The sequence below is a fragment of the Aliiglaciecola sp. NS0011-25 genome (assembly GCF_040370605.1).
Taxonomy (GTDB): domain Bacteria; phylum Pseudomonadota; class Gammaproteobacteria; order Enterobacterales; family Alteromonadaceae; genus Aliiglaciecola; species Aliiglaciecola lipolytica_A.
Genome location: NZ_BAABWR010000006.1, coordinates 21,291 through 34,784 on the forward strand (window position 1 = coordinate 21,291; position 13,494 = coordinate 34,784).

16 protein-coding genes are annotated in these 13,494 nt (G+C 42.2%); 15 read left to right on the forward strand and 1 reads right to left on the reverse strand.

Features of this window, described 5'->3' with window-relative positions; all coding sequences use genetic code 11:
- Positions 1-20 precede the first annotated feature (20 nt).
- The 12 genes from ccmA to ABWV72_RS06675 are packed head-to-tail and all read left to right on the forward strand — an operon-like array spanning position 21 to position 9,305.
- Positions 21-650, forward strand: a complete 630-nt coding sequence (ccmA, locus tag ABWV72_RS06620; protein ID WP_216049858.1) for a cytochrome c biogenesis heme-transporting ATPase CcmA — start codon at positions 21-23, stop codon at positions 648-650.
- Positions 647-1,315 carry a heme exporter protein CcmB gene (gene ccmB, locus ABWV72_RS06625; RefSeq protein WP_216049859.1) on the forward strand — a complete coding sequence of 223 codons (669 nt, stop codon included), beginning with the start codon at positions 647-649 and terminating at the stop codon, positions 1,313-1,315. The genes ccmA and ccmB overlap by 4 nt, the downstream gene beginning before the upstream one ends.
- Entirely contained in the window at positions 1,315-2,061 is a 747-nt protein-coding gene (locus tag ABWV72_RS06630; RefSeq protein ID WP_216049860.1) for a heme ABC transporter permease, read from the forward strand. Before ccmB ends, ABWV72_RS06630 begins: the two co-directional genes overlap by 1 nt.
- Positions 2,058-2,312, forward strand: coding sequence for a heme exporter protein CcmD (ccmD, locus tag ABWV72_RS06635; protein ID WP_216049861.1), 255 nt, complete (start codon positions 2,058-2,060; stop codon positions 2,310-2,312). Before ABWV72_RS06630 ends, ccmD begins: the two co-directional genes overlap by 4 nt.
- The gene (gene ccmE / locus ABWV72_RS06640) at positions 2,309-2,797 is read left to right on the forward strand and encodes a cytochrome c maturation protein CcmE (protein WP_216049862.1); all 489 of its coding nucleotides are present in this window, start codon (positions 2,309-2,311) and stop codon (positions 2,795-2,797) included. The genes ccmD and ccmE overlap by 4 nt, the downstream gene beginning before the upstream one ends.
- Before the next feature lie 12 nt (positions 2,798-2,809).
- On the forward strand, positions 2,810-4,855 hold the full coding sequence (locus tag ABWV72_RS06645) for a heme lyase CcmF/NrfE family subunit (RefSeq protein ID WP_353369473.1): 2,046 nt from the start codon (positions 2,810-2,812) through the stop codon (positions 4,853-4,855).
- On the forward strand, positions 4,852-5,424 hold the full coding sequence (locus tag ABWV72_RS06650) for a DsbE family thiol:disulfide interchange protein (protein WP_216049864.1): 573 nt from the start codon (positions 4,852-4,854) through the stop codon (positions 5,422-5,424). Before ABWV72_RS06645 ends, ABWV72_RS06650 begins: the two co-directional genes overlap by 4 nt.
- Positions 5,421-5,861, forward strand: a complete 441-nt coding sequence (locus ABWV72_RS06655; protein ID WP_216049865.1) for a cytochrome c-type biogenesis protein — start codon at positions 5,421-5,423, stop codon at positions 5,859-5,861. The genes ABWV72_RS06650 and ABWV72_RS06655 overlap by 4 nt, the downstream gene beginning before the upstream one ends.
- On the forward strand, positions 5,854-7,104 hold the full coding sequence (ccmI, locus tag ABWV72_RS06660; RefSeq protein ID WP_353369476.1) for a c-type cytochrome biogenesis protein CcmI: 1,251 nt from the start codon (positions 5,854-5,856) through the stop codon (positions 7,102-7,104). The genes ABWV72_RS06655 and ccmI overlap by 8 nt, the downstream gene beginning before the upstream one ends.
- Entirely contained in the window at positions 7,104-7,880 is a 777-nt protein-coding gene (locus ABWV72_RS06665) for an MlaA family lipoprotein (RefSeq protein WP_216049867.1), read from the forward strand. The genes ccmI and ABWV72_RS06665 overlap by 1 nt, the downstream gene beginning before the upstream one ends.
- A gap of 28 nt (positions 7,881-7,908) precedes the next feature.
- Positions 7,909-8,715 (forward strand): glutamate racemase, encoded by an 807-nt coding sequence (murI, locus tag ABWV72_RS06670; RefSeq protein WP_303499613.1) that lies wholly within the window; start codon positions 7,909-7,911, stop codon positions 8,713-8,715.
- 50 nt (positions 8,716-8,765) lie between these two features.
- On the forward strand, positions 8,766-9,305 hold the full coding sequence (locus ABWV72_RS06675) for a hypothetical protein (protein WP_353369478.1): 540 nt from the start codon (positions 8,766-8,768) through the stop codon (positions 9,303-9,305).
- Positions 9,306-9,329: 24 nt separating this feature from the next.
- On the opposite strand, the gene ABWV72_RS06680 is transcribed toward ABWV72_RS06675, so the two are convergent.
- Positions 9,330-10,703, reverse strand: coding sequence for a M28 family peptidase (locus ABWV72_RS06680; protein ID WP_353369480.1), 1,374 nt, complete (start codon positions 10,701-10,703; stop codon positions 9,330-9,332).
- Positions 10,704-11,120: 417 nt separating this feature from the next.
- Between ABWV72_RS06680 and ABWV72_RS06685 the strand changes: the two genes are divergently transcribed.
- From ABWV72_RS06685 to ABWV72_RS06695, 3 genes are read left to right on the forward strand one after another with little or no spacing between them, the layout of a single operon-like run.
- On the forward strand, positions 11,121-11,894 hold the full coding sequence (locus ABWV72_RS06685) for a gamma-glutamyl-gamma-aminobutyrate hydrolase family protein (protein WP_353369482.1): 774 nt from the start codon (positions 11,121-11,123) through the stop codon (positions 11,892-11,894).
- A 1-nt stretch (position 11,895) separates the two neighbouring features.
- On the forward strand, positions 11,896-12,555 hold the full coding sequence (locus ABWV72_RS06690; protein ID WP_216049872.1) for a TVP38/TMEM64 family protein: 660 nt from the start codon (positions 11,896-11,898) through the stop codon (positions 12,553-12,555).
- A gap of 42 nt (positions 12,556-12,597) precedes the next feature.
- Complete coding sequence (locus ABWV72_RS06695) at positions 12,598-13,494, forward strand: histone deacetylase family protein (RefSeq protein WP_216049873.1); 897 nt, start codon at positions 12,598-12,600, stop codon at positions 13,492-13,494.

A 13,494-nucleotide genomic window follows, 5' to 3' on the forward strand; every position in this document is an offset into this window, starting at 1 on the left:
TAACTGGAGAATGACTCAACTTGGCATTGTTACGTGGGCAAAATTTGGGATGTGTGAAGCAAGATCGAACTTTGTTTGAGAACATTGAATTTTCAATCGAACCTTCCGAATTACTTTATGTGCGTGGCCAAAATGGCGCTGGAAAAACCAGTTTGTTGAGAATTTTGGTTGGTTTAGCCGATCCTTCTGAAGGGTCAATAGAGTATAAGCATCAAGATATTCAGCATGTCAGTGAAAGTTATTTTCAAGATTTAGTCTATTTTGGACACAAACTAGGCTTAAGTCTCAATCTTAACGGAATTGAAAATTTACGATTTTGGTGTCAATTAAATCAAGTTAACTGCACTGAGTCAGAATTATTCGAATTGTTAGCTAGTTTAGGGTTGGTTGGCTTAGAAGATGTGCCAGTAAGTCAGCTTTCTGCTGGTCAGCAACGTCGTGTTGCTTTGGCGCGTTTGTGGTTGAAAACCGACGCTAAACTATGGATTTTAGATGAACCCTTCACAGCTTTAGATGTCCAAGGGATTGCCTTGTTGCGAGACAAAATGATTCAACATTTGAGTGTAGGTGGGGCGATTATTATTACCTCTCACCAAACCTTAGAGGTGGATTACCCCACATCCGAGTTGCTGTTGGAATATCGCATATGACGTCTATTTTATTGGCGGTATTTAAACGTGATTTAGCGTTGGCGTTTCGTCAGCGGGCAGAGCTGCTGCAGCCCATGATGTTTTTTGTATTGGTGATCAGTTTATTTCCATTAGGTGTGGGTCCTGGCCCTGAAATTTTACAAAAAATTGGCCCAGGGGTTATCTGGGTAGCTGCAATTTTGTCTTCATTGTTAGGTATGGAAAGGTTATTTCGAGACGATTTTCAGGATGGAACCCTTGAGCAGATAATGTTGAGTGGCGCATCTATGCCCCTTGTCTGCGTGGTGAAAGTGGCGGTGCATTGGTTAGCCAGCATTGTTCCTTTGATTTTATTGTCTCCATTGTTAGGGGTTTTTTTAAACCTTAGTTTAGATATGTACTGGGCATTGCTAGCGACCTTATTAGTGGGGACTCCGTTGCTGAGTTTAGTTGGAGCTGTAGCGGTTGGCTTAACCGTTGGACTTCAAAAAGGCGGTGTGTTGCTCGCCCTGTTATTGTTACCCGTTTTTGTACCTTTATTGATATTTGCAACCGCGGCGGTAGATGCAGCATCGTTGCAGATATCCTATTCAGCCCATTTAGGCTTAATTGGAGCAATGTTATTACTAGCTCTTGCATTGGCTCCTATGGCCATTGCCTATGCATTAAAAGTGAGTCAAAGCTAATGTGGAAGTGGTTACATCCCTACGCTAAATCAGAGTCTACTTACAAACTCTGTCAAACCTTATTGCCTTGGTTTTCAATCAGTGCGGCAATTACCCTCGTCGTTGGCCTGATTTTGGGGTTGATGTTTGCTCCAGCTGATTACCAACAGGGTGATTCTTTTCGCATCATTTATATTCATGTCCCTAGTGCCATCACATCGATGAGTGCCTATGCAGCGATGGCAGTTGCCGCGCTTATTGGTTTAGTTTGGCAAATCCGCACAGCCTATATGGCGATGATTGCGATTGCACCAGTTGGGGCGATGATGACCTTTATTGCGTTATTTACCGGGGCAGCATGGGGTAAACCTATGTGGGGCACTTGGTGGGTATGGGATGCCAGATTAACGTCTGAACTGGTGTTGTTATTTTTATACCTTGGGGTAATTTCGTTATACAAATCCTTCGACGATAAAGTACAGGCAGGAAAAGCAGCCGGGGTTATGTCCCTTGTCGGTGTGATTAATTTACCCATTATTCACTACTCGGTTGAGTGGTGGAATACTTTGCATCAAGGTGCAACCATCAGCAAATTTGATAAGCCATCTATTGCGCCAGAAATGTTTTGGCCGTTAATGGTTAATTTGTTGGCAGCAGTCTTATTAATTGGTGCAATCACCTTAAAGCGTTTGCAAAACGAATTGTTGCGTCGCGAAATACACCGTCCTTGGGCTGTTAAAACCTTATTGAAAGAGGGCAAATCATGAATTTTCAATTCGATTCTTGGCAAGCTTTTTGGCAAATGGGCGGATATGGTTTTTATGTCTGGTTGGCATTTGGTGTGTCGTTTTTGGCTGTTTTTTTGGTTGTCTACGAAAGTATTTGGGCTAAAAAACAACTCATCAAAGCGGTTAACGCACAAATTGCCCGTAAAAAACGAATTAAACAGAAAAAAGCAGCTGATTCAGCACGTGAAGAAGCACAGTCAACATCTGAAAAGAAAGGTGAATTATCGTGAATCCAAGACGTCAAAAACGTTTGTTTGGAATATTAGCCGTTGTGCTCTTAGTAGCCGCTGCAGTATGGATGATGCTTAGCGCATTAAGTGAAAATATTGACCACTTTTACACACCCTCTGAAATCATCGACGGTAAAGAAGGTGTCACGCCAACTATTGGTCAACGTCTGCGTATTGGCGGAATGGTGGTTCCGGGGAGCGTTAAACGGGATCAGGAAAGTTTGGCCGTGAGTTTTGATTTAGCCGATACCGGTCCCATAGTAACCGTGCGTTATGCCGGCATTTTACCTGATCTTTTTCGTGAAGGTCAGGGCATAGTGGCAACGGGCAGACTAACTGAAAATAACCTCATCGTTGCCGATGAAGTTTTAGCTAAACATGATGAAGAATATATGCCGCCCGAATTGGCTGAAAAAATGAAAGGCATCAAGCATGTAAAACCCGACAATTTACAAACAGATCAGAAAGCTGGATCTGGATATTAGGATTAATTAAACATGTTTGCAGAATTAGGACATTTTTCCTTGGTATTGGCCTTACTCATGTCAATGCTATTGTCGATTTACCCCATGTGGGGAGCGTACAAAAACCAAAGCCAATACATGGCGTTAGCAAAGCCATTGGCTATTGGTATGTTTGTTTTCACCGCCATCGCTTTTGCGGCATTAATGAATGCGTTTTATACCGATGATTTTAGTATTGCTTATGTGGCGAATCATTCCAACAGCTTACTGCCTTGGTATTACAAACTAACCGCAGTTTGGGGTGGACATGAAGGTTCATTCTTACTTTGGGTGTTGATTTTCTCAGTGTGGACTGTCGCTGTCGCTGTGCTGAGTAACAGTATTCCACAGGCGATGGTGGCGCGAGTGTTATCTATATTGGGAATGGTTGCGGTCGGGTTTTACTTGTTTATTTTGACCGCTTCTAATCCATTTGAAAGTCTTTTACCTTTTTACCCTGTAGATGGACGGGATCTTAACCCTCTTCTTCAAGATTTTGGAATGATTATCCATCCTCCTATGTTGTACATGGGTTATGTAGGATTTTCGGTTGCTTTTGCTTTCGCTATATCAGCGCTCATATCTGGCCAGCTAGATTCTACTTGGGCCCGCTGGTCTCGCCCTTGGACATTAGCTGCTTGGTGTTTTCTGACAGTAGGTATTGCATTGGGTTCGTGGTGGGCATATTACGAATTAGGCTGGGGTGGCTGGTGGTTCTGGGATCCAGTAGAAAATGCTTCTTTTATGCCTTGGTTAGTGGGCACAGCTTTAGTGCATAGTTTAGCGGTAACTGAAAAGCGTAAGATCTTTAAGTCTTGGACTGTATTGTTAGCTATTTCAGCTTTTTCTCTTAGTTTGTTAGGCACATTCTTAGTCCGTTCTGGCGTGCTGGTGTCTGTGCATTCGTTCGCTAGTGATCCCACTCGAGGTTTGTTCATCCTTGCTATTCTGGGTGTGGTCGTGGGTGGTTCATTAATATTGTACGCCATTAGAGCTCCTCATTTAAAAAGCGTTGGTCGATACGAGTGGTTTTCCCGTGAAGTGATGTTAATGGGCAATAATTTGTTATTAACTGCGGCCACAATTGTGGTGTTAATGGGGACATTATTACCTTTAGTGCATAAAGAGATTGGCTTAGGATCTATCTCAATTGGTGCGCCATTCTTTAACCAAATGTTCACTTACTTGATTGTACCTTTTGTTTTGCTGTTAGCGATGGGGCCGTTGTCTCGATGGAAAAAGCAGTCACCCAAAGCGATTCAAAAACAGCTAATAATTGGTTTTTTAATTAGTGTGTGTGGCGCGCTCTTGATTCAAGCTAGTTATAACCAAATGACATACATGGCCACTTTAGGCTCAATTCTAAGTGTTTGGATTTTGGTTTCCACAGTGCAAGAAATAATGCAGAGAGTTTCATCGGAAAACGACAAAACTCAATCTGCAACAACTTGGCAACGCTTACGCCGTTTAACTCCAAGTCATTGGGGAATGGTAATGGGACACCTAGGTTTTGCTGTGACGTTAATCGGTATTACTTTAGTCAGTAATTACGAGCAAGAAAGAGATGTGCGCATGCACACTGGTGATGTGATTGAAATTAGTGGATACGTTTTCAAATTTACCGGTGTTCGGGATTTAAAGGGCCCCAATTATGTAGGTCATGTGGGTATAGTGGATGTTTATACGGATACTAGCTTAACCCAAAAAATCACTCACTTAGAAGCTGAAAAACGCTTTTATCCTGTACAGCGAACAAGCATGACCGAAGCAGGAATTGACAGCGGTATTTCCAGGGATTTATTTGTCGCCTTAGGTGAACAGTTAAATGATGGTGCCTGGGCGGTGAGAATTTACATAAAACCCTTCGTGAATTGGATATGGGCCGGTTCATTGATTATGGGATTCGGTGGCATTTTATCTATTTCAGATAAACGCTATCGGATGGCTAAAGTTGCCAAAGTTAAGGGACGTTTGGCAGCTAAAAAAACCAAAATTGATACCCCTGAAGTGCTCGCGACCAAAACACAAGGACAAGCATGAAAAAGGCATCACTATTTTTAATTCCAGTTACCATGTTTGTGCTGTTATCGGTTTTTTTATTCAAAGGCCTGTACAGCGATCCTCGACAACTGGATTCCACGGTTTTAAACAAACCGGCACCGAATTTTTCATTACCTGATTTAATGAATCCGGATGTGATATACGACCCTAGCATATTTGAAGGCCAAGTGACTTTGATGAACGTGTGGGGTGTTTGGTGCGTAACCTGTGCTGTTGAACTCCCTTATTTAACTGAATTAAGTCAACAGGGGGTGCGTATTATAGGTTTGTACTACGACCAAGATACCGACCCAGATTTTGGGATTAAAAGTATTCCTACCATTCAAAAAGAAGTGGCTGCTAAATTGGCGCAATTGGGCAACCCTTATGAGTTTAATGTGTTCGATGTAAAACGAGATTATTCCTTGGATTTAGGCGTAACCGGTGCACCCGAGACTTTCCTTATTGATAAGCAAGGTGTAATTAGAATGCATCATATTGGTGACATCAATACTCGGGTTTGGCGAAATAAAATTGCACCTCTATACAATGAGTTAATAGCCCAATGAAAAAATTAATCCTGTTATTTGTGTTGTTTACCAGCCCACTTTGGGCGCTGGAAGAAGCCTACATATTTGATGATCCGGTAAAACAAAAAATGTTTTTGGATTTGACCCAAGAACTCCGTTGTCCGCAATGTCAGAATCAAAATATTGCGGATTCTGATGCCATGATTGCCCATGATTTACGCCGAAAAGTGTATGAGTTGCTTAATCAAGGTAAAAGTAGAGACGAAATTGTTGATTTTATGAAGTCGCGCTACGGCGATTTTGTGTCTTACCAACCACCTGTCACTCCATTAACTATTTGGCTATGGGTGTTGCCCGTTATTTTTGTAATAGGTGCTGCGTGGTTTGTATTTACTCAACGCAAAAAACAAGTTAATGATTTTGATGAAGATGTGCTAGCCAAAGCTGATTCGTTATTGGAGAAAGAAGATGAATAGTTACTGGCTGGGTATTGCCATGTTGTCGGCCATAGCAGTAGGGATTTTAATCGTTCCTTGGTTATTGAAACGCAATAGACATCAGCAAGATGTGCTAACTAACACGCAAATTATTAAACAGCGGATGCAAGAACTTAATCGTGAAGTAGATGAAGGATTAATATCTACTGATGACAAAGATATCGCTGTGAAAGAATTAAAGTTAGCGCTAGTCGATGAAACCGTGTCAGACTCAGACGCTAAGCAAGAGGGCTCTTGGCCCTTGTTTATCGGCATTGTTATTAGCGTAATCTTGTGTGGAACTTTGTATTATAAAAGCAATGAGGTTGGCGATTTACAACATTGGCAAGACGTGAAACAACAGTCATCTGAGTTAGCCAAGCGAATTGTTATTGAAGCTGATCCTAATGTGACCGTTGACGATTTGAATGATTTTAGTTTGGCCATGCGCAGTAAGCTGGTGAGTGCGCCAGATGACTATATTGGTTGGTTATTATTAGGTAGGCTACACGCATCTCTAAATCGTACAGAATCAGCGTTACAGGCCTTTGAAAAGGCCTATTTACTGGCACCGCAACACAGCGGTGTATTATCTAGTTACACTCAAACACTAGTAATGACAGGCGATGAGAATTATATTCGCAAAGCCCAAGGGTTATTAAAAGCAATGGTGATTAATAATCCGCAAGATATGAATGCGATAGGCATGCTAGCTGTGGCATCGAGCCAATTAGGTGATACTCAGCAAGCGTTAGAAAGTTGGCAACAATTGAAATTGATTCTGCCTGCTGATGATCCCATGACCGCTGAAGTTGATAGACGCATCGCTCAATTAAGCGCACAGTCCATGGATGAGTTAGCCGAAACGCAAGTAGATACAACAGGGGCCGCAACGTCAGTTTTAATTACGGTGTCTATCGCCGACGAACTTGTTGCCAAAATACCAGAAAATGCGTTCATCTTTGTATTTGCACAAGATGCTAATGGCTCGGTTAGAATGCCCGCTGCGGTGGTTAAAAATAGATTGTCGGCTTTGCCAATACAGGTCGAGTTATCTGACGCCAATGCAATGATGCCAAGTTTTAAGTTGTCGCAACTTGAAAGCGCACGCTTAGTGGCGCGAATTTCGTTAGATGAAAATGTTGCACAGGCTAAAGGTGAGTTACAAGGAGAAGTAACCATACCACTTCAAGCCGGTGAGCAAATGACACAATCGATAGTGATCGATAAGGAATTGATGTAATGAATCAAAAATTTTGTTTGCTGTTATTAGCAACATTGTTGCTAGGTGGATGTGCATCAAAGCAAGCAGCAAATGAACAAGCACAAAGTGTTGAATACAATGATCCCCGAGACTCATTCGAAGGGTTCAACCGCGCCATGTGGGACTTCAACTATGATGTGCTTGATGCTTATATTTTGCGACCGACAGCTGTTGTATACGTAGACTATATGCCTCAGCCAGCTCGGCGAGGACTGCACAACGCTGCTCTGAATCTAGAAGAACCGTCTAATTCAGTGAATAACTTACTGCAAGGAAAAGTCGGTGGAAGTTTAACCAGTTTAGGACGCTTTGTACTGAACTCAACTGTGGGTGTTTTGGGTCTGTTTGATGTAGCTAAAGAAATTGGCTTAGACAGGCAAGAAGAAGAGTTTGGTGAAGTGTTAGGTAAGTATGGTGTTGGTACTGGGACTTATTTAATGTTACCGGCTTATGGTCCAACTGATCTTCGCTCGTTAACTGGTGACTTTGTCGATTCATCCTACTTTCCGCTGCAAGATTTATCCTTTTATGTAGCGGCAGTGCGAACCGGCATTAAAGTACTTGAAGCTCGCGCTCAATTGATGGAGCAAGAAGGGCAGTTAGATCAATCATTAGACCCGTACGCATTCGTGAAAAACGCTTACTTCCAAAACTTGGAGTTTCGGGTAACAGACGGAAAAGTGCCGCAATCTGATTTGAACACCGACCCAGAAGTTGAAAGCGAAAACTTCGAAGACTTTTTAGACGACCTATAGGTTCGTCTTTGTATCGAGAGGGTTACTTTTGCTTAGTATTGCAAGCAATGCTGCGATTGGCGTTTTTGACTCAGGTGTCGGTGGATTATCCATCGCAGCAGCTATCCGTAAAATATTGCCCCATGAAAACATTATTTATGTAGCTGATAGTGCCAATGCTCCCTATGGTGGCAAAGCTGAACACTTTGTATTGCAGCGTTGCCAAGCCATAGTTGAGTTTTTAATGGCGCAACAAGTGAAACTCATTGTGGTTGCTTGTAACACCGCAACTCTTACCTGCATATCCAAATTAAGAGCACTTTATCCCATTGAATTTGTAGGTGTAGAACCTGGAATAAAACCTGCGCTGAATGCAAGTCAGTCCGGCACAATTGGCGTTTTAGCCACCCACAACACCATCAAAAGTCAGCAATATCAGCAATTAGTTGCGCGTTTGAAAAGCCACAACCAGGTGTTATCGCAAGCATGTCATGGTTTAGTGGAAAAAATTGAAGCGGCAGAGTTTGATACCGTCGCTACTCACGAATTAATTAAGCAATACCTATTGCCGCTAATCAATGAGGGAGCCGATCAAATTGTTTTAGGCTGTACTCATTACGGTTTTTTAAGTCGGCAAATTAGTCGTATCGCAGGTGACAAAATTCAATTAATCAACACCAGCGATGCGATTGCTCGACAAACCTTGGCCGTTTTAGAACGCAGTGGAGTAAAAAATAGTAATCAACAAAATGCAAAAACCCTGCTTTATTCCAGTCGCTGCGATGCAGATTTTTTAACTGTATGTCAATTGTTGTGGCCAAATGAAATTGAACAAGTATACAAATTTGAACACTGATAGACGTGTTGATATATAGTGAAAATGTTTCTTCTTCTGGGGGCTTAGCTATGCGCATTATGAGTTGTGTTTTGTTGGTTTCTTGGTTGTCAGGGTGTGCCAGTCAAAACACCCCATACCAAGGTGAAAACCTAGTCATACCTTCTATTCAATTACTTAAATCATGGCAATTATTTCAAAAGGAAGATCATACTTATCGCTCTAATATGTGGCAAAAAAAAGGTCAGCGTTGGGCGGATACCTTTGCTGTAAGCATTTATTATCAACAACAAGAAGACTTAGTGCAAAAACGCATTGAGCTGGATGCGCCGGGTAAAATGCACTGCCAAGAGTTTCAATCGATTGACATGCCGCATCCTAAAACCCAAGATGTTTCAGTCAAATATTGGCAGACTCGTTGCCAAGTAAACGGCAAGATGATTGCCCGTATGATTCATTTAATGATGCAGGGCCAAGAAAGTTTTTATCATATTCAGAAGGTGTGGGCATTTGATGTGGATGAATCCGAGTTTTTGTTCTGGAAGCAACAAATGGATGACACATTTTTATGTGATTTGGGGGCGAGCGATAATACTTGCCCCCTGGATTAACGCAGAATTTCTTAGCTAGCCGAATTACTCTCCAAATGCGCCAGCAGCACCTGGGAAGACGATAGGGCTTTCAAAGCCTTGTTTATTTACGCTACTGACCCCAAAAAAATAGTTATCAATGACCACATTTGCCAATGTGAATTCCGACACCTTGCCAACATATCGACTAAATTGCCACTGAGGTGCGTCAGTGTATCGCCAATAAATCTTATAGCCCGCTAGATCGGGCGCCTGTTCAGCTGAAGCAATCTGCCAACTTAGGGTAGTACTAGGTTGCACCGCGCCCTTTATATTGACTTTGGCAGGTGGTGTGGGCGCCCACGCCATACCTGCTAATGAAACGGCATTTAAAGCGGTTAATTTGGCGGCATAAGCAAAATTAACTCCGTCAATGGTATCGCCATACTTGATACCATCTTGGCTACGTAGGTCTTGGTGTTGGCGATGGTAGTTTTCATTCGTTTCCATAATACGCACGCCAGGGTAGCCTAAATCATTAAATGGACGGTGGTGTCCACCGCGGGCAAATCTGTCTAAGCGGTAGATAACCATAGTATCTAAGTTAGGAATGTAACGGTCAGCCATCCAGTCGATGTATCGGGCTAAGTTACGGCTTGGTGAGTCGACTTCGCCACCAGTGAAGCGTCGTGTTCTTGCTTCTTTTGGGGTTTCGGTTTGTCGCGTGCCCTCTGCAAAAATTCGCGCTGTGGTGTTGTTAATGACACCATTGATTCCTGCAATATTGCCAATCATGTCATTGTTCAATACTGCTTTTATTCGCCAACCATTTTGTTGTGCATGCTCAGCTAGAATTTTACCGCCAAACAGCCCTTGTTCTTCTCCTGCAAGCGCAGCATAAACGATAGAGCCATTAAATTTGTATTGGGATAATACCCGAGCAGCTTCCAAGGTTCCGGCAATGCCTGACGCATTATCATTTGCACCAGGGGAGTCTGATGTAAAATCCATCACATCTGAGACTCTTGAATCAATATCACCAGACATTATTACGTACCTATCGGGATCTGTTTGACCGCGCTGAATGGCAATAACACTCACTACCTCTGTGGCATTCGGAATGCGTTTTTCGCCACTTATGGTTTTTGACTGAAAATAAACTTCCAAGCAGCCACCGCATTGGGATGAAATTTTGTCAAATTCAGCTTTTATCCAACGCCTCGCTGCACCGATTCCGCGAGTATCTGATTGGGTCTGTGATAGCGTATGGCGAGTTCCAAAATTTACCAAAGTGCGTATATCATTTTCGATATTTTGCGCGGATATTTGTCCCGCAATGTCATGTAATTTTTGTTGATCTTGATATTCCACATTCCCATGGGCGTATGCAGAAGTTAGGCTTGATAAAAATAAACAGAAAACTAGTCTAGAAAGGGTCATGTCAACCTCTTGTTATTTAAAGTGTGCGGCCAAAGGCCACCTAGATCGTACCTTGCTATTAAAACCATAAATCCATCTAAATTAAATCATTAATCGTTGAACAGCCTAAATAATCATCCAGAAACTCCGCAATAGCGCAGCATTACAATTCATAGAAAAAATACATTTACGTTTGAAATTAATTCACGTTGCAAACAAAGGAAATCAATAATCAGTTCAATATTTTTAATGGGTTTATTTTTTAACTACATGATTTTACTGAGGTTAGCTTGCCTTTAACAGAGGAGGCGAAAGTGGTTCAGTCTTTGCTGATTAACTCTCAATAAGTGCTACTTAAATTGGAATAAATGACTTTGAAAATCCTGATACCTAGTTTGACAACCTATCGAATTGCTTTTTTTAGCCGGGGACGGACTTATGGCTTCTGATAACAAACCTTCGATTGCGATAACGGGGCCAAATAGTTCTGGTTTAACTGCGTGGCTATTCACTGCTTTGAACGTACGTCTAGCGGGAGGTTTACCGGTTCGAGTTACACCGGCAACATTCAGCGGAAAAATTGATTATGACGGCATCATCATCGGTGGTGGATCAGACATTCACCCGGATAATTATGTTGCTCAACAAGTTCCTAAAGTCAAACGTTCAGGATGGTTAAGAATAAAAGAAGCTTTGATGTATCCGATGGAGTGGTTAAGCCGCTTCTCAGCAACAAAGTACGACAAAGAGCGCGATGCAATGGAGCAAGAGTTTATTGATTATGCGATGCTGCAAGACAAACCTATCTTAGGAATTTGCAGGGGACACCAACTGCTCAATGCAGAGCTAGGTGGCAGCATGTATCAATCAACACTGCCGTTGTTGCAGAAGAAAATGCGCATACGAAGCCCATTTCCTCGCAAAAAAGTTATTTATACTAAAGACAATTCCCTTATCAGTGACATTGCTGGCGATGATCCCCTCAAAGTGAACGCTATCCATTCTCAAGCGATTGCCGAGCCTGCGGATAGCTTGGAAGTGACAGCAAAAGAAAAAGCCGGCATTAATCAGGTTATCGAAAGCAAAGATAGTGACAAGGTGCTTGGGGTGCAGTGGCATCCGGAATACTTGTTTTATATGAAAGCGCACAGAAGCATTTTCCAATGGCTAGTTGAACAGGCCAGAGATACAAACAACAAAGAGGATTGCTAAGATGAAAAAAAGTAATGGGATTAAATTAGCGTCGGTTGTTTTTATTTTAGCCGCGCTTACAGCAGCATACTTTTTGACACCTTTAGGGGACTATTTGAGTATCGACAAGATCACTGATTTAACCAGTAGTGTGCCGCAAAACTTCGCGACTGCGTTGATTTTTCTGGGGATCTTTTTTATTGGTGGAAGTTTACTCATTCCAATCCCACTAATGGCGTTTGCGGTTGGTTTGGTTTTTAATATTTGGATAAGTTTATTGATTTGCATACCGGGTTTTTTATTGGCAAGTTTGAGCGGCTATGGCGTCGGTAAATTTATCGGTGTGGAAGTGTTTGGCGAAAAAATCAGTAATAGTTTAGACAAAGTTAAAAATAAAATGGATGATAAAGGTGCTTGGGCTGTTCTTGCACTAAGGTTAGCACCCACTCCTCCGTTTACTGTCACAAGTATCATTGGGGGCTCTTTAGATATCAATATCTGGAAGTACGCATTTGGTTCTACAGTAGGTATTATGCCTTTAGGTTTAAGTGCGGTATTTTTTGGAGAGGGCGCGCTACAGATGATGAAAGAGCCATCTGGCTTGGCCGCCACATCAATTGTTGCTGCCATTATTCTATTCATTGTATATCGAGTGATGGTGAATAAGCAGACTGAGCAGTAAAATTCAAACTGCGCTTAGGTTAACTTTATATATTGGACGTCTATGATCCCACTGGTATTCCACCCTATTTATTCAATTCTAGATTTACCGGTTAGACACCGATTTCCGATTCAAAAGTATCAGGAAATTTATACAGCGTTACGTCAAGTTGGTGTATCTGAATCTTGCTTTCATCAACCTCAAGCTGTCAATGTTGAAAGTTTAAAATCGGTTTTAAACCCCTTATATGTGCAGCAACTAACTACCGGCACCCTTGATGCTAAAGCAATGCGGCGAATTGGGTTTCCTTGGTCAGAACAATTGATTAAACGCACTCTGACCGCCGTTGGCGGCACTATCTTAACCAGTCAACTTGCGTTAGACGCAGGCAAGGCAATAAACCTAACAGGTGGTTATCATCACGCGTTCGCCAATTTTGGCTCAGGTTTCTGCATGGTCAATGATTTGTATCTAAGTGCACTAAATATGCTGCAACATCCAGATGTAGATCGGGTTTTGATATTTGATTGTGATGTGCACCAAGGCGATGGCACGGCAAAATTGGCGGAACGAAATGCCAATGTTAAAACTGTCTCTATTCATGGCGAAAAGAACTTTCCCCATCGAAAACAAGTTTCGGATTACGATTTTCCATTGCCTAAAGGAACAACAGATGCTGAGTACTTAGACACTGTCGACTGTGCTTTAAATCTTGCGCTTAACAGTTTCCAACCTGATGCCGTGATTTATGACGCTGGGGTGGATGTGCATGAAAACGATGATTTAGGGCATTTGTGTATCAGCACCCAAGGTGTGTATACCCGAGATAAGTTAGTTTTCGACCTGTGTGAACAAAAAGGGCTTCCCGTTGCCGCTGTCATTGGCGGCGGATATCAGCGAGATATCGATGCCTTAGTCAAAGTGCATTTACAGTTATTCAAGGCCGCTGGAGTTTATTGA